Raw genomic sequence first — 22,555 nt, forward strand, 5'->3', positions numbered from 1 at the left:
GCGGACCGTGCACACCCCCGACACTCTCGGCACCCTCGCCATCGTCCTGCTCGCCTTCTTCGCGACCGGCTACCTCGTCCTCGGCGGCGCGGACATCGGCACCGGGATGATCGCCCCGTACCTCGGGCGCACCGATGACGAACGCCGCCTGGTCCTCGCCTCCTTCGCGCCCTTCTTCCTGGGCAACGAGGTGTGGCTGGTCGCCACGGCCGGCGTGCTCGTCGGCTGCTTCCCCGATCTCGAAGGGGAGCTGCTGACCGGCCAGATCGCGGTGTTCGTGCCGCTGCTCACCGGGTGGGTCGTCCGTGACGCCGGCCTGTGGTCGCGCGGCCGGGGCGGGGGCCGGGTGTGGCGGGCGGTGTGCGACGGCGCGGTGGTCTGCGGCAGCTGGGTGGTCGCGCTGTCCTGGGGTCTGCTGCTGGCGGCGCTGCTGACCGGGAAGCCGTACGAGCCCGCCGGCGGGTCCGTCGCCGTCCTCATCGCTCTCGCCGTGGCGGCCCTGTTCGCGGCGCACGGCCTCGGCTTCGCCACGCTCCGGCTGACCGGCCGCCCGTACGCACGCGCCCGTCAGCTGGTGGGGCGCACCGGCCCCTGGCAGTCCTTCGCCCTCACCGGTGTGCTCCTCGGGGCGCTCGCGCCGGCGGCCGGAGCCGGTCTGCCGCTGGCGGCGCGGGCGGCGGACCGGGCGACGCTCTCCCTGCTCGTCCCGGCCCTGCTGGTGATCACCCCGCTCCTGGTCGCCGCCCAGGTGTGGACCTGGCGCACCTTCCGGCACCGGGTGGACCGCCCCTCGTACCTGTGACGCCTCCGCACCGGGGGGACCGCCCCCCGTACCTGTGACGCCTCCGCGGCCACGGGCCGAGCCCGCAGGGCCGAGGGGAGCCGTCCTCGCGGGGCGCCCCCGGCACGGTCAGGCGCCGTCGTCGCGGGAGGCCCCCTGGCCCTGCTCCTTCTTGTGGTGCAGCGCCCTCTGGAGGCGCGCGACCACCGCTTCGCCGTAGCGCCGGTGTCCGTGCACGCGCGGGTCGTCGGTCACGTCGTACCGCTTCACATAGGCGCCGAGGAACGCCTGGAGGGTGGCGATGGCCGGGATCGCGATGAGCGCGCCGACCGCGCCCAGCAGCGCCGTGCCGGCGATCACGGATCCGAACGCCACGGCGGGATGGATGTCCACGGTCTTGGCGGTGAGCTTCGGCTGGAGGACGTAGTTCTCGAACTGCTGGTAGACGAGGACGAACGCCAGCACCCACAGGGCGTACCAGGGGTTCACGGTGAAGGCGATCAGCATCGGCAGCGCGCCCGCCAGATACGTACCGATGGTGGGGATGAACTGCGAGACCAGGCCGACCCACACCGCGAGGGCGGGCGCGTAGGGCACGCCCAGGACCTCCAGGAGGATGAAGTGGGCGATGCCGGAGATGAGGGCCATCAGTCCGCGGGAGTAGAGATAGCCGCCGGTCTTGTCGACGGCGATCTCCCAGGCCCGCAGGACCTCGGTCTGGCGGGCGGGCGGCAGGACGGAGCACAGGGCGCGCCGCAACCGGGGGCCGTCGGCGGCGAAGTAGAACGAGAACAGGAAGATCGTCAGCAGCTTGAACAGGCCGCCGAGGACGGTGGCGGAGACGTCCAGGACACCGCTCGCGCTGTTCTGGACGTACTTCCGCAGCCAGTCGGAGCGCAGCACGCTGTCCTGGACCTCGACCCGGGACATGTCGGTGTGGAACGTCTGGTTCATCCAGTTGATCAGTGAGTCGAGGTACTTCGGGAAGTTCTCGACCATGTCGACGATCTGGCCGGCGAGCATCGACCCGAGCAGGACGACGAAGCCGACGCTGACGATCATGACGGCGAAGAAGACCAGGAAGGTGGCCAGGCCCCGGCGCATCCCGCGGGCCGCCATGCGTCCGACGGCCGGCTCGATGGCGAGGGCGAGGAAGAAGGCGACGAGGATGTTGACCAGGAGCCCGATGAGCTGGTGGAAGGCCCAGCTGCCGAGCTGGAAACAGGCGTAGAGGGCGAGGGCCAGCACGAGGGCGCGCGGCAGCCAGCGGGGCATGCGGGCGGCGGGCGGCACCTGGGCGGTCGTCGCGGCCGGGCCGGCTTCCGGTCCGGCCGCCGCGCTCCCCGGAGCCGCCGCGTCGCCGGTCCGCCGGGGCTTGCCGGTGCCGCCGCCCCGGCGCACGGGGCGGGTCGGATCCGTGGGATCGGTCGGGTCCGTGGGGTCGTCGGTCAGGTCTGCGGGGTCTGCGGGGTCCGCAGGGCCTGCGGGGCCTACGGGGTCTGTCCGGTCGGTCTCGTCGGAATCGTCAGTCGGAGCCACCCCGCCAGTCTCGCGCACCGGGCGGACATTCCGTCCCGGCCCGGCGCCTCACCGTTTGTCGTCGGGCACGCCGACGGCCGCGCAGACCGCCCGCCACACGTCCTTGGCCTCCCAGCCGGCGTCCAGCGCCTCGTGGACCGTACGGCCGCCGAGTTCGGACATCACGTGGTCCCGCGCGAAGGACTCGGCGTAGGACCCACCGAAGTGGTCCTCCATCCGCTCCCAGAAAATCGTCAACCGCATGACCCCAGTATCCCGCTCCCAAGAGTGCAGCCCCGCCCTTACCCCTTGTCAGCGGCGCTTTCCGCCCTACGGTCTGACCATGGCTGGAACTCCTCTCGCGGATCCGTCCGCGGCTCCGCACGCGCAGTCCCCCCTCGCGCGTGCCGAGCACTTCATCTGGCTCACGGCCCGCGTCCTCGAACAGCGCCGCTTCGCCTACCACTTCCTGCGCGGGGGCGCGGAGCCCGTGGAGGCCGCGTTGTCGGCGTACCTCAACGAGGACGGCGGGTACGGCCACGCCCTCGAACCCGATCTGCGCGGTCCGGTCAGCCAGCCGCTGCACACCGGGCACGCGCTGCGCGTCCTGGACTCCATCGGCCGCTGCGGCGGCCTGCGGGTCGAACGGATCTGCCGCTACCTCACGGAGGTGTCCACCCACGACGGCGCCCTGCCCGCGGTCCTCCCCACCCAGCGCGCCTACCCGCACGCGCCCTTCGTGCCGGTCGTCGACGCGCCGCCCAGCGAACTGCTGGCCACCGGCCCGGTGGTCGGCCTCCTGCACCGCAACCAGGTGTGGCACGCCTGGCTGTTCCGGGCCACGGAGTTCTGCTGGGCGGCGGTGGAGTCGCTGGAGAAGTCCCATCCGTACGAGATCGAGGCCGCCGTCGCCTTCCTCGACGGGGTCCCCGACCGCTCACGGGCCCAGGCGGCGGGCGACCGGCTGGGCCGCCTGGTGCGGGAGCAGGGGCTGGCGGTCCTCGACCCGGGGCAGCCGGACGTCTTCCCGGTGGCGCCCGGGTACGCCCCGGGCGAGCACCACTTTCCGTACGACTACGCGCGCGTGCCGGACTCCCTGGCCCGCCGCTGGTTCACCGAGGAGGAGATGGCCCACTCGCTCGACCACCTCGCCGCGGCCCAGGAGGAGGACGGCGGCTGGCCGGTCAACTGGCGGCAGTGGGCGCCGGGCCCGGCCATGGAGGCCCGCCCGATGGTCACGATCGAGGCCCTGCGCACGCTGCGCGCCCACGGCCGCCCGATCGACTGAACGAGAGGGGCGCCTCCCGCCGGCGCGGGACCGCCGCGGCGCGGGCGGTGCGGGCCCGGGCGTACGAGCCCGAGGCGTACGTGCCTGAGACGGGCGGGCACAGGGCCACCCGGCCGGCTGACCCGAGGGCGCCTTCCGCCGGCGCGGGACCGCCGCAGCGCGGGCGGTACGAACCCGGGCCGTACGGACCCGGCCCCTGCGAGCCCGGAAGCGCCGCCTCGCGGTCCACCCGGCTCCGCGGCCCGGGGCCCTTGCCGCCGGGCTCCTCTGCCGTCGCCCCTCAGCCGCCGATGGCCCGGACGCCCGCCGTCACGACGACGGCGGCTCCGACCACCACCAGGAAGGGCGCCCGCACGATCAGCGCGACGGCGGCGGCCGCGATGCCGGCGGCGCGGGCGTCCAGGACGAGGGCGCCACCGGCGCTGAAGGTCTGCTGGGCGGTGAGGGCCGCCAGCAGGGCCACCGGGAGCAGGGCGGCCAGGCGCTGGACGACCGGTCGTTCCAGCGCGCCCGCGGGCACCAGGAGCCCCAGGAGTTTGACGAGGTAGCACCCGGCCACGGTGAGGCCGATGGCGAGCCAGACGTTCATCCCTCGTCCTCCGTTCCGCTCTTGTCGGGCGTCCCGCGCCGCCCGCTCTTCCCGTCCACCGGGGTCGTCCGGCCCGGCTCACCGCTCCCGGGCTTCCCGGCTTCCCTCCCCGCGTCCTTCGCCGCCTCGCGGCGGCCCTGCACCCACAGCACGGCGGGCGCGGCGAGCGCCGCCGCCAGGACGGGGACGCCGGCGGGCAGGACGGGCAGCAGGCCGAGGCCGAGCAGGACGGCGAGCCCTGCCGTGGCCCGCTCGGTGGCCGTGCGCAGCATCGGCGCGAGGAGGGCGAGGAAGACGGCCGGACCGGCCGCGTCCAGGCCCCAGGCCTCGGTGTCCCCGAGGGCTTCGGCGCCGAGCGCCCCGAGGAGCGTGGTCAGGTTCCACAGCACGTACAGGGTGAGTCCGGTGACGGTGAACCCGATCCGCGCCGCCCGTCGGGTGGGCTGCGCGAGCGCGACGGCCGCCGTCTCGTCGATGACCCACTGGGCGGCGAAGGGCCTGACCGCGCGGGGCAGGGCGAGCAGTTGGGAGAGCCGCAGGCCGTAGAAGGCGTTCCGGGTACCGAGGAAGAAGGCCCCGGCGGCGGCCGTGAAGGGGTTGCCGCCCGCCGCGAGCGCCCCGACCAGCGCGAACTGCGAGGCGCCGGTGAAGACGAGGAGGCTGAGCGCGCAGGTCTGGAGCAGGGTGAGGCCGGCTCCCGCCGACGTCACGCCGAAGGCGAAGCCGGAGAGCCCGACGGCGATGCCGACGCCGAGCGCGTCGCGTACGACGGCGGAGTCGGGTTTATCCGGTGCGTCCCGTATGACCGGGGGTGCTGTCTGTTCTGCCACGTCAGGGACGTTACGAGCCGTCCCGCGGGCCGGTCTTGTACGTTCTTGCACGCTCCCGCTGGTACGCACCGGGAGGAACCCCGACGATCCGGGTGAAGTGCCTGTTCAGGTGGGGTTGGTCGGTGAACCCGACGGTCACGGCCGCCTCGCTCGGCGCGACGCCGGTCTCCAGCAGGTGCCGGGCGCGCCGCACGCGCGCGTTGGTCAGCCAGGTGTGCGGGGGCATGCCGTACGCGGTCTTGAAGGCCCGCAGCAGGGCGAAGGGGCTGACGCCGAGCTCCCGGGCGAGCTGTTCCAGGGACGGCGGCTCGGACATCCGCCCCTCCAGGAGCTCCCTGGCCCGGACCGCCGTACGGCCTCCGGCCGCCTGCGGGGTGCGGGCGGGCAGGGTCTGGCCGTGCCGGCGCAGCAGCCGGGCCACGCCGATCCGCAGCAGGCTGTCGGCGGCGAGGGCGTTGCCCTCCTCGGCCGCCCGGTGCACGGCCTGGATGAGCCGGGCGGTCTCCTCGTCCTCCACGATCGTCTCGGCGAACCCGACGGTCCCCCGCAGCGTGGTCTCCTCGCGCGCGATGCCGGCGATCAGCTGCGAGGAGGGGTAGAGCGTGGCGTACGACCAGCCCTCGGGCACTCCGGCGTGCGCCGCGTGTGGCACCTCGGGGTTGATCAGGACCACGGTGCCGGGCCTGGCGCGGATCGTGCCCTCGGGCATGACCACGTCCTCGATCCCCCGGCGTACGGCGCCGAGGACGAACCCCTCGTGGCTGTGGCGGGTGAAGGAGTGGCTCACATAGCGGGCGCGCAGCAGATCGAGACCGGGCACGCCGGGGTACTGCCAGTGCCTGGCCCACTCGTCCTTGTGGCCGCCGCTCGGCTGGATCGCCATACCTTCCATTCTGCGCCGCCGGAACCGCCCCCGACCTGCGCGTCCATGCCTCGGACCCGCCAGGGCGGGCACGCAGGGGCCCGGGCGGGCAGGGATGAGTACGGAAGGTCCCCAGGCGGCCCCCGGGGGTCGCCTCGCCGTGCACGTCATCCGACCGGGCAGGCACGGCCGGCGCCCGGGGCGGTCCCCGGGGAGACGCCCCGCCGTGCACCTCATCCGGCCCCGGGCAGGGACGAGTACGGAGGGTCCCCAGGCAGGCACCGCCAGGCCCGAGGCGCCCCTGGGGAACGCCTTCCTCCGCCCCCCGCCGGGCACGTCATCCGGCCCCGTTGTCAGTGGCCGGGTGCACGATGGGGGGCATGGTCAGGTCTGCTGCGCTCGACTCGTTCTCCCCCGCGACCCGCGGCTGGTTCACGCGGGCCTTCAGCGCGCCCACGGCGGCGCAGGAAGGCGCCTGGCAGGCCATCGGCGCGGGCTCCGACGTGCTCGTCGTGGCGCCCACCGGCTCCGGCAAGACCCTGGCCGCCTTCCTCGCGTCGCTCGACCAGCTCGCCTCGGCCCCGCCGCCCGCGGACCCCAAGAAGCGCTGCCGGGTGCTGTACGTCTCGCCGCTGAAGGCGCTCGCGGTCGACGTGGAGCGCAATCTGCGCTCGCCCCTGACCGGCATCCGCCAGGAGTCGGTGCGGCTGGGGCAGCCGGAGCCGGACGTGCGGGTGGGCATCCGCTCCGGCGACACCCCGCCCGCCGAGCGCCGGGCTCTGGCCACGAAGCCGCCGGACATCCTGATCACCACGCCGGAGTCGCTGTTCCTGATGCTGACCTCCGCCGCGCGCGACGCCCTCTCCGGCATCGAGACGGTGATCCTTGACGAGGTCCATGCCGTGGCCGCGACCAAGCGCGGTGCCCATCTCGCGCTGTCCCTGGAGCGGCTCGACGAGCTGCTGCCGCGCCCGGCGCGCCGGATCGGCCTGTCGGCGACCGTCCGCCCGGTGGACGAGGTGGCCCGCTATCTCTCCCCGCAGCGCAAGGTGGAGATCGTCCAGCCGCCCTCAGGCAAGGAATTCGACCTCTCCGTCGTCGTCCCGGTCGAGGACATGGGCGAGCTGGTCGGCTCCCCCGCCTCCGAGGGCAAGGACGGCGGCGACAAGCCCTCGATCTGGCCGCACGTGGAGGAGCGGATCGCCGATCTCGTCCAGTCGCACCGCTCCACGATCGTCTTCGCCAACTCCCGCCGGCTGGCCGAGCGGCTCTGCAACCGGCTCAACGAGATCGCGTACGAACGCGCGACCGGGGAGGCTCTTCCCGAGGGCTCCCCGCCGGCCGAGGTCATGGCCCAGTCCGGCGCCGCGCAGGGCGCTCCCGCGTTGCTCGCCCGGGCGCACCACGGTTCGGTCTCCAAGGAGCAGCGCGCCCAGGTCGAGGAGGATCTGAAGGCGGGCCGGCTGCCCGCGGTGGTGGCCACCTCCAGCCTGGAGCTGGGCATCGACATGGGTGCGGTCGATCTGGTCGTCCAGGTCGAGTCGCCGCCGTCCGTCGCCTCCGGGCTCCAGCGGGTGGGCCGCGCGGGGCACCAGGTCGGCGCCGTCTCCACGGGCGTGGTGTTCCCGAAGTACCGCGGCGACCTGGTCCAGGCGGCCGTGGTCACGGAGCGGATGCGCAGCGGTTCCATCGAGGCGCTGCGGATTCCGGCGAACCCCCTGGACGTGCTGGCCCAGCAGCTGGTGGCGATGGTGTCCCTGGACACCTGGCAGGTCGACGACCTGCTGACCGTGATCCGGCGGGCCGCCCCCTTCGCCTCCCTGCCCGAGTCGGCGTTCACGGCCGTCCTGGACATGCTGGCCGGCCGCTATCCCTCGGACGCCTTCGCCGAGCTGCGCCCGCGCGTGGTCTGGGACCGCGTGGCCGGTACGGTCACCGGCCGGCCCGGCGCGCAGCGGCTGGCGGTCACCTCCGGCGGCACGATCCCCGACCGGGGTCTCTTCGGGGTCTTCCTGGCCGGCGCAGACCCGAAGAAGGGCGGCGGCCGGGTCGGTGAGCTCGACGAGGAGATGGTGTACGAGTCCCGGGTCGGCGACGTCTTCACGCTGGGGACCACGACCTGGCGGATCGAGGACATCACCCGGGACCGGGTCCTGGTCTCCCCCGCGCCGGGCGTGCCGGGCCGGCTGCCGTTCTGGAAGGGCGACCAGTTGGGCCGCCCGCTCGAACTGGGTCGCGCGGTGGGGGCGTTCCTGCGCGAGGTCGGTTCGCTCGAACCGGAGGACGCCCGGCTGCGGCTGCTCACGGCGGGCCTGGACGGCTGGGCCGCCGACAACGTCCTCGCCTATCTGGACGAGCAGCGCAAGGCCTGCGGTCACGTGCCGGACGACCGGACGATCCTGGTCGAGCGGTTCCGCGACGAGCTCGGCGACTGGCGGGTCGTCATCCACTCCCCCTTTGGAGCCCAGGTGCACGCCCCGTGGGCGCTGGCGCTCGGCGCCCGGCTCGCCGAGCGGTACGGCATGGACGCCCAGGTCATGCACGCCGACGACGGGATCGTGCTGCGGCTGCCCGACGCGGACATGATGGGCCTGGACCTCCTCGACCACGAGCCGGTGGACGCCGACCGGCGCCTCGACACGACGTACGACGCCGACCAGGCCCCGATCGGCGCGGCCGACGCGCTCTTCGACAAGGGCGAGATCAGCCAGATCGTCACCGACCAGGTCGGCGGCTCGGCCCTGTTCGCCTCCCGGTTCCGCGAGTGCGCCGCGCGGGCCCTGCTGCTGCCCAAGCGCAATCCGGGCAAGCGCACGCCCCTGTGGCAGCAGCGGCAGCGGGCCGCCCAGCTGCTCCAGGTCGCCAGCGAGTTCGGATCCTTCCCGATCGTCCTGGAGGCCGTCCGCGAGTGCCTCCAGGACGTCTTCGACGTCCCCGGGCTCACGGAGCTGATGGGCGACATCGAATCCCGCAGGGTGCGGCTGGTCGAGGTCACCACCCCGGAGCCGTCCCCGTTCGCCCGCTCCCTCCTCTTCGGCTATGTCGCCCAGTTCCTGTACGAGGGCGACTCGCCGCTCGCCGAGCGGCGGGCGGCCGCGCTCTCCCTGGACTCCCGGCTCCTCGCCGAGCTCCTCGGCCAGGCCGAGCTGCGCGAGCTGCTCGACGCGGACGTGCTGACCGAGCTGGAGCGGGAGCTGCAATGGCTCACCGACGACCGCCGGATCAAGGACGTGGAGGGCGTCGCCGACCTGCTGCGCGTCCTCGGCCCGCTCACGGACGCCGAGCTGGCCGAGCGGGGCGCCGATCCGGAGTGGGCGCCCCGGCTGGCCACGGACCGCCGGGCCATCCGCGTCCGAATCTCCGGCACGGAGCACTGGGCGGCGATCGAGGACGCCGGCCGGCTGCGGGATGCCCTGGGCACGGCCTTGCCGGTCGGGGTGCCGGAGGCGTTCACGGAGCCGGTCAAGGACCCGCTGGGCGACCTCCTCGCCCGGTACGCGCGCACCCACGGCCCCTTCACGTCCTCCGCGGCCGCCGCCCGCTTCGGGCTCGGCGCCGCGGTCACCGACGGCGCCCTCCAGCGGATGTCCGCGGCCGGCCGCGTCGTCCAGGGCGAGTTCCACCCGTCGGGGATCGGGCAGGAGTGGTGCGACGCGGCCGTGCTGCGCCGTCTGCGGCGCCGCTCGCTCGCCGCCCTCCGGCACGAGCTGGAGCCGGTTCCTCCGGCCGCGCTCGCCACCTTCCTGCCCCAGTGGCAGCACCTGGGCGGCAGCAGCCTGCGCGGGATCGACGGCCTCGCCCGTGCCGTCGAGCAGTTGCAGGGGGCGCCCGTCCCCGCCTCGGCCCTGGAGAAGCTGATCCTGCCGTCCCGGGTGCGGGACTACTCCCCGGCCCTGCTCGACGAGCTGACCACGACCGGCGAGGTCGTCTGGGCCGGTGCCGGCGCCCTGCCGGGCAAGGACGGCTGGGTCTCCCTCTATCTCGCCGACGCGGCGCCCCTGCTCCTCCCGCCGCCGCATCCGCTCGAGACGACCGCGCTCCACGAGTCCGTGCTCACGGCCCTGACCGGGGGCTACGGCCTGTTCTTCCGCCAGATCGCCGACCAGGTCCGGGCCACCACCCATCCGGACGCGACCGATCCGCAGCTTGCCGACGCCCTCTGGGACCTGGCCTGGTCCGGGCGGCTCACCAACGACACCCTCGCCCCGCTGCGTTCGCTGCTCGGCTCCGGCCGGACGGCCGGCGCCACGGCGCACCGCGCCAAGCGCACCGTCCCCCGCGGTCGTTACGGCACCCTGGCGGTGGCCGCCCGCTCCGGCTCGCGGACCGGCCCGCCCACGGTCAGCGGCCGCTGGGCCCTGCTCCCGCCCGCCGAGCCGGAACCGACCCACCGCGCCCACGCCCTGGCCCGCACGCTCCTGGACCGGCACGGCGTGGTGACCCGCGGCGCGGTGGCCGCCGAAGGGGTCGAGGGCGGTTTCTCGGCGACGTACCGCATCCTGTCGGCCTTCGAGGACAGCGGGCAGGCCCGGCGCGGCTATGTGGTGGAGGGCCTCGGCGCGGCGCAGTTCGCGATGGACGGGGCCGTGGACCGGCTCCGGGCGGCGGCGACCGCCCGCGACCGCGGGGCGGAGGCGGCCATGGGGCCGCGTGCGGTGGTGCTGGCCGCGGCCGACCCGGCCAACGCGTACGGCGCCGCCCTGCCCTGGCCTGAGCCTCCGACGGGCGCAGGCCACAAGCCCGGCCGCAAGGCGGGCGCCATGGTGGTCCTGGTCGACGGCGAGCTGACGCTCTACATGGAGCGGGGCGGGAAGACGCTGCTGTGCTGGCCCGCGGACCCGGACGATCCGGCGCTGAGAGCCGCCGCCGAGTCCCTGGCCACCTCGGCCCTCGCCGGCTCGCTCGGTACGGTCACGGTGGAACGGGTCAACGGAACCGCGGCCCTCACCTCCCCCCTCGCCCGCGCCCTGGAAACCGCCGGCTTCCACGCCACCCCCCGCGGCCTCCGCCTGCGCCCCTAGACCATCTCCGGAAAGTCCCGCCTGGCCGGGATCGCCTGGCACACCCGCTCGCTTGCCGGGTCGCGGTGTCCGGCACCCCGACCCGGCACCCGGCGCGATCGGCAGGACACGCCTGACGGCCTGGCCGAGCTGCGCCCGGCCACCTCCGGCGCCCCTGACCCCCTGCCCCTCGATCCCGCATGATGGAGCCATGCCTGAAGGAGACACCATCTGGCTGGCCGCCCACCGGCTGCACGCGGCGCTGGCCGGGCGGGTGCTGACCCGGTCCGATCTGCGGGTGCCCCGGTTCGCGACCGCCGACCTCACCGGGCGCACGGTCCTCGACGTCACCCCGCGCGGGAAGCACCTGCTCACCCGGATCGAGGGCGGTCTGACCCTCCACTCCCATCTGCGGATGGACGGCTCCTGGCAGGTGTACGCCAACGGTGAGCGGTGGCGCGGGGGCCCCGTCCACCAGGTCAGGGCGATCCTCAGCAACGACGAGCGCACCGCCGTCGGCTACCGCCTGCCCGTCCTCGAACTCATCCGCACCTCGGAGGAGCCCGATGTCGTGGGCCACCTCGGCCCGGATCTCCTCGGCCCTGACTGGGACGCGGCGGAGGCGGTCCGCCGGCTGACCGCCGACCCCGCGCGCTCGCTCGGCGAAGCCCTGCTCGACCAGCGCAATCTCGCGGGCATCGGCAACGTCTACAAGTCGGAGCTGGCGTTCCTCGCCGCGGTCACTCCCTGGCTTCCGGTGAGCGAGCTTGCGCCCGGCGTCCCCGAGCGGCTCGTCGCCACGGCCCGCCGTCTGCTGGAGGAGAACAAGGAACGGACCTCGCGCAGGACGACGTCCGCCCGCCTGCCGTCCGAACAGCTCTACGTCTACGGCCGTCGCAGCCGCCCCTGCCTGCGCTGTGGGACGGCCATCCGGAAGGCGGAGCTCGGCGACCGCGTCACCTACTGGTGCCCGGGCTGCCAGAAGGGCCCCACCGCGTAGCGGAAGGACCCCACCGCGCACCGAAAGTGTCCCACCAAGTAATTGACGGACCGTCAGATTCGGTCGTACGGTCCCCGCATGCCTCTCACGGCGTACGACCTCAGCGGCCGCACCGCCTTCGTCACCGGCGCGGCGGGCGGGATCGGCCGGGCGACGGCCGTCCTGCTCGCGGAGGCGGGTGCGACGGTCCACTGCGCGGATCGCGACGAGCCGGGACTACAGGAGACCGCGGCCCTCGTGGCCGAACGCGGCGGCACGGCCCGCCTCCACCCCTTGGACGTCACCGATCGCACCGCCCTCGCGGCGGCCGTCGGCAGCGTCGCCGGCCCGCTCCACGTGATGGCGGCGATCGCCGGGATCATGCACACGAGCACGGTCCTGGAGACACGCGACGAGGATCTCGACCGCGTGCTCGCGGTGAACTTCAAGGGAGTGCTGTACGCCTGCCAGGAGGGGGCCCGGTCGATGATCGCATCGGGCACGCGCGGCTCCGTCGTCACCATGGCCTCGGGGGCGATGGACTCGGCGAGCGCGGGTCTGCTCTGCTACAGCGTCGCCAAGGCCGCCGTGGTGCAGTTGACGAAGACCCTTGCCACGGAGGTCGGCCGGCACGGCATCCGGGTCAATGCGATCGCGCCCGGGTGGATCCGTACGCCCATGACCGACCGCCACGAACCGGCCGCTCAGGAGCAGGCGGAGGCGGCGATGGTCCGGCATTCCCCCTTGCGCCGGGTCGGCGTGCCCGAGGACATCGCGCACGCGGTGCTGCACCTCGCCTCGGACGCCTCGTCGTTCACGACGGGTCAGATCCTCCGCCCGAACGGCGGGGTCGCGATGCCGTGGTGAGCCGGGTGCGTCCGGCGGTGAATCGGAAGAGTCCGGAAGCGAGCCGGGTACGTCCGGCGGAGAGCGCTGAACGTCCCGTCCGTATTCGGCCCCGGGGGCCGCGTGCGGTCGAGGCGGCCACATGGACGGGCAGCAGACTGAGCCCCCAGCCGCCGGCGGCCACCGCGCCCTCGACCAGCCCGGTCTGCTGCGGGACGAGGAGAAGGCGCAGCACGGCCCACCACCACAGCCCGCCGACCGCCAGCCCGCTTGCCACCAGTGCGAACGTCACCGGCGGAAACCATCGCCGTACCATGGCCGCCTCCTCCGGTCGACGCTAGACCGGGCGTATCGCGCGACGGGAGGGCGCACCGGAGGCACCGCGGGCGCACGCCGGGCCGTTCAGGCCGCGCACGCCCCGGAGAGCCCCGCCTGGCCCGCGACGCCCGGCACCGCGCCCTGATCCGGCCTGAGCGACGAGACACCCTCTGGCGTCGCGAAGACCGGGCAGGCCCGGCGACGCGGCCCGTGGGCCCCGCGACGTCGCCCCGCCGCGCGGGCCCGGGCCGCCCGTCGCCATGATCAGGCGCTCTCCGCCTGGAACATCCATGCATGCTTCTCGAGGTCGGCCGTCAGGCCGATCAGGATGTCCTGGGTGACGGGGTCCGGCTCGTCCGTGGCCTCGATCCGCTCCCGCATCCGCGCGATGACCGCGACCAGGGCGTCGACCAGGATCTTCACCGCGTCGGTGTCCTTGATCCAGCCGGTGGGCACTTCGCCGATGGCGCTGCCGGAGGCGACGGACGCGGCCCGGCCGTCCGGGTTGACGCCCACCGCCGAGGCGCGTTCGGCCACCACGTCGGAGTGCTGGCGCGCGGTCATCACGACCTCGTCGAGCTGGAGGTGGACCGAGCGGAACCGCGGTCCGACCACGTTCCAGTGAACCTGCTTGGCGACGAGGCCGAGGTCGACCAGGTCGACCAGGGCGCCCTGCAGGGCATTGCCGACCGTCTTGAGGTCGGCTTCGGACAACGAGCTCTTCACGACGGACATGCCTGTTCTCCAACCAGTCGTACGTTCCCTCACCATGGCACGCATGACCGGTATCGGGCATCTCAAACCAAGCACCCGTACCCCGTCGAGAGGCCGCGAACAAGACAAAAACCCCGGCGGATGTCCTCCTGGGACATCTTCCGGGGCTCTCGCCCATTCGGTTCAGGTCGTGTCAGGCGGCGACGACGTCCACCGCTTCCGCGGGCGCCTTGATGGTCACCCGCTCGGTGGGCACACCGGCCACCGACGTCACCGACACGGAATTGAGCATCGGGCGGACCGGTGTCGGCACCGGTTCGCTCGCCGCTGCCGATTGGGCCAGTTCGGCCAGTGACAGCTCGTCGCTCACTTCGCGCATGAGCTCGGACATCCGTACGTCAAGCGCGTCGCAGATCGCGGAGAGCAGCTCGGAGGAAGCCTCCTTCTGCCCCCGCTCCACCTCGGAGAGATAGCCGAGCGAAACTCGGGCGGACGAGGAGACTTCGCGCAGAGTACGGCCCTGGCGCTGGCGCTGCCGACGCAGCACGTCACCCAATAGGCGACGGAGCAGAATCATCGGTGGCTCCCTCCTCGGACCGCGTAGCCGCATCCTTCACGCCCCACCGTACCGCCTCGCGCTGCGGCCGTGCGGGGAGCGATGTCGTGTTCACTCAGGGCTGCAAACATCAATTCCCCCCGTTCTGTTCCGTATCCTGTGCCCGCGCATTTCCCGAGAGTTCGTCGCCGAGCAGTTCCAGCACGCTGCGCACACTCTCTTTACGGATGTCCGCGCGATCGCCGTTCAACCGCAACGAGGCCACTTTCCCGGCCGCGGCGCCCGATCCGGCCGGTCCCGCGACGGCCACGTACACCGTGCCGACGGGCTGCCCGTCCTGCGGCTCTGGCCCGGCGACGCCGGTCGTGGAGATGCCCCAGTCGGCGCCGAGCCGGTCGCGGACACCGGCCGCCATCTGCAGCGCGACCTCCGGGTCGACCGCGCCCCGCTCTTCCAGGAGGGACCCGTCGACGCCGAGGAGCGTCTCTTTGAGGGGTGTGGCGTAGGCCGTGACGGACCCGCGGAAGCCGGCCGACGCCCCGGGGGCGTACGTCAGCTCCGCGGCCACCAGGCCGCCCGTGAGGGACTCGGCGACGGCCACCGTGTGACCGCGCTCCGCGAGCAGGTCCAGGACCAGCGTGGCTTCTTTCATCGCGTTTCCCTCACCGCGCTTCCCTCATCACGCCTCTTCCATCGCGTTCGCCGTCACCACGACGGCGCTCGCCCTTGCACGACCGCGGTCACGTTCCCGCGCCCGCGGTCACCTTCACCGCGTCGAGCCGGCCGTGGGCCCGGGGACCGAGGGCCCGTCGGACGATCGGGCGGCCCGCTCGGCGGCCAGCCCCTGGCGCCTGAGGACGACGGCCTGCCGGACGTAGTCCAGGCCGGTGACGACCGTCAGCACGACGGCCACCAGCATCACCCAGAAGCGCAGGGTGGCGAGTGGACCGGTCAGCATGAGGACGTACATGCCGACCGCCGTCCCCTGCGCCAGCGTCTTCACCTTCCCGCCCCGGCTGGCCGGAATCACCCCGTGACGGATCACCCAGAACCGCAGCAGCGTGATGCCGAGCTCGCGGGCGAGGATCACCGTCGTCACCCACCACGGCAGGTCCCCCAGCCACGACAGGGAGATCAGTCCGGCCGCCATGATCGCCTTGTCGGCGATCGGGTCGGCGATCTTCCCGAAGTCCGTGACCAGGTTGTACGTCCGTGCCAGATGGCCGTCGAACACGTCCGTGATCATGGCGACGGCGAACGCGGCCCACGCCCAGGCGCGCCAGGCCGGGTCGTGCCCGCCCTCCTGGAACAGCAGCAGCACGAAGGCGGGGACGAGCACCAAGCGCATCATGGTGAGGATGTTGGCGATGTTCCACAGGCTGGCCTGATTGACGGCCGCAGCGCCCAGCTTGCCGCCGGGCGCGGGCCTACCGGGCCCGCCCGTCGCGGACGCCGGGACTCCGGTCATCTGCCCGCCTCCTCGAAAAGACACTCGGCCACCAGGTCGACGCCTTCCGTTCCCACGACCTTCGCTGTGACCATACGGCCGGGAGCCAGGTCGTGGCGCGCGGCGGACTCGGGGGTGAGGACCACCTGGCCGTCCGTCTCCGGCGCCTGGTGGGCGGCACGGCCGATCACGCCGCCGTCCTCGTCGACGGAGTCGACCGTTTCGACGAGTACTTCCAGGGTCTCTCCGATCCGCTCCTCCGCACGCTGGGCGGTGAGCTCCTCGGCGAGTCGGGAGAGGTGGGCGAGGCGTTCGTCCACGATCTCCTGGTCCAGCTTGCGCTCGTAGGAGGCGGCCTCGGTGCCGTCCTCGTCGGAGTAGCCGAAGACGCCGATGGCGTCGAGGCGGGCGTGGGTGACGAAGCGTTCCAGCTCGGCGAAGTCCGCCTCGGTCTCGCCGGGGAACCCGACGATGAAGTTGGAGCGGGCACCGGCGGTGGGCGCCTTGGACCGGATGGTCTCCAGGAGCTCCAGGAAGCGGTCGGTGTCGCCGAAGCGGCGCATGGCCCGCAGCACGTCCGGGGCGCTGTGCTGGAAGGACAGGTCGAAGTAGGGGGCGACCTTCTCGGTCGAGGTCAGCACGTCGATCAGCCCGGGCCGCATCTCGGCGGGCTGGAGGTAGCTGACACGGATCCGCTCGATCCCGTCGACGGCGGCCAGCTCGGGCAGCAGCGTCTCCAGCAGGCGGATGTCGCCGAGGTCCTTGCCGTAGGAGGTGTTGTTCTCGGAGACCAGCATGACCTCCTTCACCCCCTGCTCGGCGAGCCAGCGCGTCTCGCCGAGCACGTCCGAGGGACGGCGCGAGACGAAGGAGCCGCGGAAGGACGGGATGGCGCAGAAGGAGCAGCGGCGGTCGCAGCCGGAGGCGAGCTTCACCGAGGCGACGGGGCTGGAGTCCAGGCGGCGGCGGAGCGGCGCGCGCGGGCCGGAGGCCGGGGCCAGGCCCTCGGGGAGGTCGCTCGGCACGTTCTCCGGCGCCTCGGCGGCGCCGGTGCCGGCCTGGCCGCCGTGGCCCGGCAGGGCGACCGCGGCGGCGGCCTCCTGCCGCTCCACCGGGGACAGCGGCAGCAGCTTGCGCCGGTCGCGCGGGGTGTGCGCCTCGACGTTGCCGCCGCTGAGGATGGTCTGGAGGCGGTCGGAGATGTCGGCGTAGTCGTCGAAGCCGAGCACGCCGTCGGCCTCGGGGAGGGCCTCGGCCAGCTCCTTGCCGTACCGCTCGGCCATGCAGCCGACCGCGACGACGGCCTGGGTCTTGCCGTGATCCTTCAGATCATTGGCTTCGAGGAGGGCGTCGACGGAGTCCTTCTTGGCGGCTTCGACGAATCCACAGGTGTTGACGACGGCGACGTCCGCGTCCGATGCGTCCTCGACGAGCTCCCAGCCGTCCGCTGCCAAGCGGCCTGCGAGCTCCTCCGAGTCCACCTCGTTACGGGCGCAGCCAAGAGTGACAAGGGCGACGGTACGGCGTTCGGGCATGGGCTCAAGACTACTTCGTCCTGACCGTACCCCCGCCGCGCAGGGTTCTTCCGCGCGACGGGGGTACGGGACGGGGCTGTGGCCGCGGCCGGGAGGATCAGCCGGCCTCGGGGTCGCCCTTGGTGTAGGAGAGCCGCTCGACCTGTCCGGTCTCGAACTTCTGCGCGACCTTCTTGCCGTTCACGTAGAGCTCGATCGGCCCGGCGTTGCCGAGGATCAGGTCGATGCGCTCGTCGTCCTGGAAGGTCTTCGAGTCGCCCTTGAGGAGCAGGCCGTCGAAGAGCAGCTTGCCGTCGTGGGCCTTGGCGGAGATCCAGCTCTTGTCGTCGGTCGCGGTCAGCTTGACCGTGACCTTGTCCTTCGGGACCGCCGCGATGGCGCTCTCGGAGGGCACCGGCTTGGGGTCGGCGGGCTTGGTGGGCTTGGGCTTGACGGGCTTCTTGACGGGGGCGGGGCCTTCCGCCACCGTGCCGGAGCCGCTCGACGCGTCGTTCCCGTTGAACATCGTGAAGCCGGCGAAGCCGACGACGGCGACGATCGCCGCGACCATGGCGGCGGTCCAGTTGGGGCGGCGCGGCTCGGGGCGGATACGTTCCGCCTCGAAGAGCGGTGCGGCGGGGGTCGGCGCTGGACGGCCGCCGTGCTCGGCGTCGTACTGGTCGACGAGCGGCGCCGGATCGAGTCCGACGGCGCGCGCGAGCGTGCGGATGTGCCCGCGGGCGTAGACGTCGCCGCCACAGCGGGTGAAGTCGTCCTCCTCGATCGCGTGCACGATCGGAATCCGGACACGGGTGGAGGCACTGACCTCTTCGACGGTGAGGCCGGCGGCGACGCGGCCCTGCTGGAGAGCGCGACCGATCGAATCCCGGTCGTCTGCCGGGACGTTCCGGTCGTCTTCGGGGGAGTTGCCGATGGACACGAGAGCGCCTTTCGAGCGTGTAGCCACCTGCTGGATGTTCAGTCTATGGGTGGTACGAAAGGGTGGGGCAACCGGGCGGACTCGGTTTGTACGCCATGAGGCTGGGACATCGTTCTGTCCCTCCCTCCAACTTGACGTACGGCCAAGGGAAACGGTTGCCCTCCGTTCCCTTACGAGTGAGTCTCGGCCAGGTCTCGTTCCGGCCATGCGGGTGACGCCGGGCCCGTTCGGGTCACCCGATCGCCTCCGCGCGGGCGGCCCGCCCGGGCCCCCGGACTCACCCCTCCGACTCCCCGCGGATGACGGCGAGTACCCCGTCCAGCTCGTCCGGCTTGACGAGGACGTCCCGCGCCTTGGAGCCCTCGCTGGGCCCGACGATGTTCCGCGACTCCATCAGGTCCATCAGCCGGCCGGCCTTCGCGAAGCCGACCCGGAGCTTGCGCTGGAGCATGGACGTCGACCCGAACTGGGTGGAGACCACCAGCTCGGCGGCCTGGCACAGCAGGTCGAGGTCGTCGCCGATGTCCTCGTCGATCTCCTTCTTCTGCTTGGTGCCGACGGTGACGTCGTCCCGGAAGACCGGGGCCATCTGGTCCTTGCAGTGCTGGACGACGGCCGCGACCTCGTCCTCGGTGACGAAGGCGCCCTGCATGCGGACGGGCTTGTTCGCGCCCATCGGCAGGAAGAGTCCGTCGCCCTTGCCGATGAGCTTCTCCGCTCCGGGCTGGTCGAGGATGACCCGGCTGTCGGCGAGCGAGGAGGTGGCGAAGGCGAGCCGGGAGGGCACGTTGGCCTTGATCAGGCCGGTGACGACGTCCACGGACGGGCGCTGGGTGGCCAGGACCAGATGGATGCCCGCCGCCCGGGCCAGCTGCGTGATGCGGACGATGGCGTCCTCGACGTCCCGGGGGGCGACCATCATCAGGTCGGCCAGCTCGTCGACGATCACCAGGAGGTACGGGTAGGGGCTGAGCTCCCGCTCGCTGCCCTCGGGCAGCTTGACCTTGCCGTTGCGGATGGCCTCGTTGAAGTCGTCGATGTGCCGGTAGCCGAAGGCGGCCAGGTCGTCGTAGCGCAGGTCCATCTCGCGCACGACCCACTGGAGCGCCTCCGCGGCCCGCTTGGGGTTGGTGATGATCGGCGTGATCAGGTGCGGGATGCCCTCGTAGGCGGTGAGTTCGACCCGCTTGGGGTCGACCAGGACCATCCGGACGTCCTCGGGGGTCGCTCTTATCATCACCGAGGTGATGAGGCAGTTGATGCACGAGGACTTTCCGGAGCCGGTGGCTCCGGCGACCAGGACGTGCGGCATCTTCGCGAGGTTGGCCATCACGTAGCCGCCCTCGACGTCCTTGCCGAGCGCCACCAGCATCGGGTGGTCGTCGCCGGCGGCGTCGGCGAGGCGCAGGACGTCGCCGAGGTTGACCATCTCGCGGTCGCTGTTGGGGATCTCGATGCCGACGGCCGACTTGCCCGGGATCGGCGAGATGATCCGGACGTCCGGGCTGGCCACGGCGTACGCGATGTTCTTGGTGAGGGCGGTGATCTTCTCGACCTTGACGGCCGGCCCGAGCTCGACCTCGTAGCGCGTGACCGTCGGACCGCGGGTGAAGCCGGTGACGGCCGCGTCGACCTTGAACTCGCTGAAGACGGTGGAGAGCGATGCGACCACGGCGTCGTTGGCCGCGCTGCGCGTCTTGCCGGGGCCGCCGCGCTCCAGCAGGTCCATCGACGGGAGCGCGTAGGTGATGTCCCCGGCGAGCTGGAGCTGCTCGGCCCGGGCGGGCATCTCCTGGTGCTCGGGCGCGGGCTTCGTGAGATCCGGTACGGCTCCGGTCCGGCGCCCGGCCTCCGGCTCGGCGCCCCGCGCGGTGGGCACCGGAGCGGCCGGAGGCACCGAGGGACGGGCCGGGACGGCCGGCGGCTCGGTCGGAACGGGGGGAGCCTCCGCCCCCGTGGCGGCGGCCCGCTCGGCGGTGACGTCCCGGGTGAGGTCGGCGACCAGCGGGGAGGGCGGCATGCCGTTGAGCACGGCCCCGTCGAGCGCGGCGGCCGCGGCCGCGGCGACGTCCACGGCGTCCAGGGGCCGGTCGGCCGACCGCGCGGAGGAGCGGCGCGGGCTCCTGCGCCGGGTGAGCGCCTCCTCCTCGGCCCGGTCGGTGTCGTACACGTCCGCGGGCCCGGGGGCGCGGCGCCGGCTCCGCGCCGGGGCGGCCTCGCGCCAGGCCCCGTCGTACGCCTCGCCCTCGTCGATGATCTCGGGGTCGTACGCCGGGTCGTACGCGGGGTCGTACGCCGGCTCGACGATGCCGAGCCGGGCGCCGAGCGCGCGCAGCCGCTGCGGGATGGCGTTGACGGGGGTCGCGGTGACGACGAGCAGCCCGAAGACCGTGAGCAGGACGAGCATCGGGACGGCGAGGACCTCGCCCATCATGAAGACGAGCGGCTTGGAAGCGGCCCAGCCGATCAGACCGCCGGCGTCCTGCATCGCCTCGGTCCCGTCGCCCCGGCCGGGCGAGCCGCAGGCGATGTGGACCTGCCCGAGGACGCCGATGACGAGGGCGGAGAGACCGATGACGATCCGGCCGTTGGCCTCCGGCTTCTCCGGATAGAGGATCAGGCGGATGCCGATGGCACCGACCAGGAGCGGGACGAGCAGGTCGAGCCGTCCGAAGGCGCCGGTGACCAGCATCTCGACGAGGTCGCCGACCGGGCCGCGCAGCTGGGACCAGGTCCCGGCGGCGACGATCAGCGCGATCCCGAGGAGCAGCAGCGCCAGACCGTCCTTGCGGTGGGCCGGGTCGAGTCCCTTGGCTCCGCGCCCTATCCCCCGGAACATCGCGCCGACTCCGTGCGCCAGGCCGAGCCAGACTCCGCGGACGAGCCGGTACACGCCCCCGGTGGGGGACGGTGCGGGCCTGGGCGCCGCCTTCTTCGCCGCGGCCTTCCCGGCCGGCGCGCGTCTGGCGGGCGCGGCCTTCCTTGCGGCGGTCTTCTTCGCGGGGGGCTTGGCCGCCGGACCGGCGGTCCTCTTCGCGGGCACCGCTCTCTTCGCGACGCCAGGCGTACGGCCGGCGCGCGGCTTCGCGGTGCCCGCCGTGCCCTGGGAACCCTTGCCGGACGTACGTGAGGCCATGATGCTGAGGTTACCGGTGTGAGCGGCCGTCGACACGTGCGCGTCCGGCCTCACCCGTTCGTGTCGCCCGTGCCGGGGCGCGAAACTGACGAACGCTCACGGCTTGCGACCCGACCGTGACACTACGTCCGCGCCGGAGGTGACGTACCGTCCGCGCCGACGGCGGCGGCGCGCCCGGTCCACGGACGAGGGGCGTCCGGTCTCGTCCGGGTGTCACCGCGACCGGCGGTGACGGCGCGTCAGTTCTGCGCGGGGAGGGTGGGCGCGCCGCCCGTGCCCGGCTCCAGCGCGTCGAGCGCGCGCCGCAATCCGGTGAGCTTGCGCTCCAGGTGGGCCGCCGTGGCGACGGCCGCCGCGTCGGCGGAGTCGTCGTCGAGCTGCTTGGACAGCGCCTCCGCCTGCTCCTCGACCGCGGCGAGACGGGCCGACAGCTCGGCGAGCAGTCCCGCGGACTCCTTCGCGTGACCGCCGTGGCCGCCGCCCTCCAGCTGGAGCCGCAGGAGCGCGGCCTGTTCACGCAGCTGGCAGTTCTTCATGTACAGCTCGACGAAGACGGAGACCTTGGCGCGCAGCACCCACGGGTCGAACGGCTTGGAGATGTAGTCGACCGCGCCCGCCGCATAGCCCCGGAAGGTGTGGTGGGGGCCGTGGTTGATGGCGGTGAGGAAGATGATCGGGATGTCCCGGGTCCGCTCCCGCCGCTTGATGTGCGCCGCGGTCTCGAAGCCGTCCATCCCCGGCATCTGGACATCCAGCAGAATGACCGCGAAGTCGTCGGTCAGCAGCGCCTTGAGCGCTTCCTCCCCGGACGATGCCCGCACCAGCGTCTGATCGAGCGCGGAGAGAATGGCCTCCAGCGCCAGCAGATTCTCCGGCCGGTCATCGACCAGGAGGATCTTGGCCTTCTGCACCATGCCCCGTCCTCCTCGCCCCGGCATGGGCTCTCCCCGACTCACCGAGTCGGGGGAGACACCGGGCGCCGCCCCAGAAGACGACTCCCTTGCGCCGTCCGTCCTTGTGCCGGTCATGGTAGCCGCACCCCGCCTGTCGCCACACCCTGTCACCACGATGTCACTGTGCACGTAGCGGAAACGTGGTGGGAGACCAGAAGGTTCCCCGTAAACCGGCCGCTCACACGCCCGTGGCGACGGCCGGCCGGCGGAGCCCGGACCTCCGCACGACGTCCCGCGCTTCCTCACCCCGCGCCGGTCGCGGCGGGCACGAGCGCCCCGCCGCC

19 protein-coding genes are annotated in these 22,555 nt (G+C 73.1%); 5 read left to right on the forward strand and 14 right to left on the reverse strand.

Annotation, left to right across the window (positions count from 1 at the left end):
- Positions 1–7 precede the first annotated feature (7 nt).
- Entirely contained in the window at positions 8–802 is a 795-nt protein-coding gene (locus ACZ6RC_RS31160; RefSeq protein ID WP_469589562.1) for a cytochrome d ubiquinol oxidase subunit II, read from the forward strand.
- Positions 803–910: 108 nt separating this feature from the next.
- On the opposite strand, the gene ACZ6RC_RS31165 is transcribed toward ACZ6RC_RS31160, so the two are convergent.
- Both ACZ6RC_RS31165 and ACZ6RC_RS31170 read right to left on the reverse strand, forming a co-directional pair.
- Positions 911–2,056 carry an AI-2E family transporter gene (locus ACZ6RC_RS31165; protein ID WP_469589629.1) on the reverse strand — a complete coding sequence of 382 codons (1,146 nt, stop codon included), beginning with the start codon at positions 2,054–2,056 and terminating at the stop codon, positions 911–913.
- 312 nt (positions 2,057–2,368) lie between these two features.
- On the reverse strand, positions 2,369–2,563 hold the full coding sequence (locus ACZ6RC_RS31170) for a DUF3046 domain-containing protein (protein WP_391141289.1): 195 nt from the start codon (positions 2,561–2,563) through the stop codon (positions 2,369–2,371).
- A gap of 79 nt (positions 2,564–2,642) precedes the next feature.
- Here ACZ6RC_RS31170 and ACZ6RC_RS31175 point away from each other — a divergent pair, with 79 nt between their 5' ends.
- The gene (locus ACZ6RC_RS31175; protein WP_469589565.1) at positions 2,643–3,587 is read left to right on the forward strand and encodes a hypothetical protein; all 945 of its coding nucleotides are present in this window, start codon (positions 2,643–2,645) and stop codon (positions 3,585–3,587) included.
- A gap of 280 nt (positions 3,588–3,867) precedes the next feature.
- Here the strand turns inward: ACZ6RC_RS31175 and ACZ6RC_RS31180 are convergent, their stop codons facing one another.
- From ACZ6RC_RS31180 to ACZ6RC_RS31190, 3 genes are read right to left on the reverse strand one after another with little or no spacing between them, the layout of a single operon-like run.
- Positions 3,868–4,176 (reverse strand): AzlD domain-containing protein, encoded by a 309-nt coding sequence (locus tag ACZ6RC_RS31180; protein WP_391141284.1) that lies wholly within the window; start codon positions 4,174–4,176, stop codon positions 3,868–3,870.
- Positions 4,173–5,006, reverse strand: a complete 834-nt coding sequence (locus tag ACZ6RC_RS31185) for an AzlC family ABC transporter permease (protein WP_469589569.1) — start codon at positions 5,004–5,006, stop codon at positions 4,173–4,175. Before ACZ6RC_RS31185 ends, ACZ6RC_RS31180 begins: the two co-directional genes overlap by 4 nt.
- A gap of 10 nt (positions 5,007–5,016) precedes the next feature.
- Positions 5,017–5,889 carry an AraC family transcriptional regulator gene (locus ACZ6RC_RS31190; protein WP_469589571.1) on the reverse strand — a complete coding sequence of 291 codons (873 nt, stop codon included), beginning with the start codon at positions 5,887–5,889 and terminating at the stop codon, positions 5,017–5,019.
- Between the two features lie 350 nt (positions 5,890–6,239).
- Here ACZ6RC_RS31190 and ACZ6RC_RS31195 point away from each other — a divergent pair, with 350 nt between their 5' ends.
- From ACZ6RC_RS31195 to ACZ6RC_RS31205, 3 genes are all read left to right on the forward strand, one after another.
- Positions 6,240–10,889 (forward strand): ATP-dependent helicase, encoded by a 4,650-nt coding sequence (locus tag ACZ6RC_RS31195; RefSeq protein ID WP_469589574.1) that lies wholly within the window; start codon positions 6,240–6,242, stop codon positions 10,887–10,889.
- Positions 10,890–11,079: 190 nt separating this feature from the next.
- Positions 11,080–11,868, forward strand: a complete 789-nt coding sequence (locus ACZ6RC_RS31200; protein ID WP_469589577.1) for an Fpg/Nei family DNA glycosylase — start codon at positions 11,080–11,082, stop codon at positions 11,866–11,868.
- A gap of 78 nt (positions 11,869–11,946) precedes the next feature.
- Entirely contained in the window at positions 11,947–12,714 is a 768-nt protein-coding gene (locus ACZ6RC_RS31205) for an SDR family NAD(P)-dependent oxidoreductase (RefSeq protein WP_469589580.1), read from the forward strand.
- Here the strand turns inward: ACZ6RC_RS31205 and ACZ6RC_RS31210 are convergent.
- From ACZ6RC_RS31210 to ACZ6RC_RS31250, 9 genes are all read right to left on the reverse strand, one after another.
- On the reverse strand, positions 12,662–13,009 hold the full coding sequence (locus tag ACZ6RC_RS31210) for a hypothetical protein (RefSeq protein WP_469589583.1): 348 nt from the start codon (positions 13,007–13,009) through the stop codon (positions 12,662–12,664). The genes ACZ6RC_RS31205 and ACZ6RC_RS31210 overlap by 53 nt on opposite strands.
- A gap of 266 nt (positions 13,010–13,275) precedes the next feature.
- Entirely contained in the window at positions 13,276–13,746 is a 471-nt protein-coding gene (locus ACZ6RC_RS31215) for a Dps family protein (RefSeq protein ID WP_391141269.1), read from the reverse strand.
- Positions 13,747–13,918: 172 nt separating this feature from the next.
- Complete coding sequence (locus ACZ6RC_RS31220) at positions 13,919–14,302, reverse strand: helix-turn-helix domain-containing protein (protein WP_391141266.1); 384 nt, start codon at positions 14,300–14,302, stop codon at positions 13,919–13,921.
- Positions 14,303–14,411: 109 nt separating this feature from the next.
- Complete coding sequence (locus ACZ6RC_RS31225; RefSeq protein WP_453619380.1) at positions 14,412–14,933, reverse strand: CinA family protein; 522 nt, start codon at positions 14,931–14,933, stop codon at positions 14,412–14,414.
- 114 nt (positions 14,934–15,047) lie between these two features.
- Positions 15,048–15,749: a CDP-diacylglycerol--glycerol-3-phosphate 3-phosphatidyltransferase gene (gene pgsA, locus ACZ6RC_RS31230; RefSeq protein WP_469589588.1), complete on the reverse strand. Its 702-nt coding sequence runs from the start codon at positions 15,747–15,749 to the stop codon at positions 15,048–15,050.
- Complete coding sequence (gene rimO, locus ACZ6RC_RS31235; protein WP_469589591.1) at positions 15,746–17,263, reverse strand: 30S ribosomal protein S12 methylthiotransferase RimO; 1,518 nt, start codon at positions 17,261–17,263, stop codon at positions 15,746–15,748. The genes pgsA and rimO overlap by 4 nt, the downstream gene beginning before the upstream one ends.
- A gap of 97 nt (positions 17,264–17,360) precedes the next feature.
- A complete protein-coding gene (locus ACZ6RC_RS31240) occupies positions 17,361–18,182 on the reverse strand; it encodes a helix-turn-helix domain-containing protein (protein WP_391141255.1) in 822 nt (273 codons plus the stop codon).
- Between the two features lie 277 nt (positions 18,183–18,459).
- Positions 18,460–21,318 carry a DNA translocase FtsK gene (locus tag ACZ6RC_RS31245; RefSeq protein ID WP_469589596.1) on the reverse strand — a complete coding sequence of 953 codons (2,859 nt, stop codon included), beginning with the start codon at positions 21,316–21,318 and terminating at the stop codon, positions 18,460–18,462.
- 239 nt (positions 21,319–21,557) lie between these two features.
- Positions 21,558–22,232 (reverse strand): response regulator, encoded by a 675-nt coding sequence (locus ACZ6RC_RS31250; protein ID WP_391141251.1) that lies wholly within the window; start codon positions 22,230–22,232, stop codon positions 21,558–21,560.
- Positions 22,233–22,555 lie beyond the last annotated feature (323 nt).

The organism is Streptomyces sp. NPDC048353 (assembly GCF_055587165.1).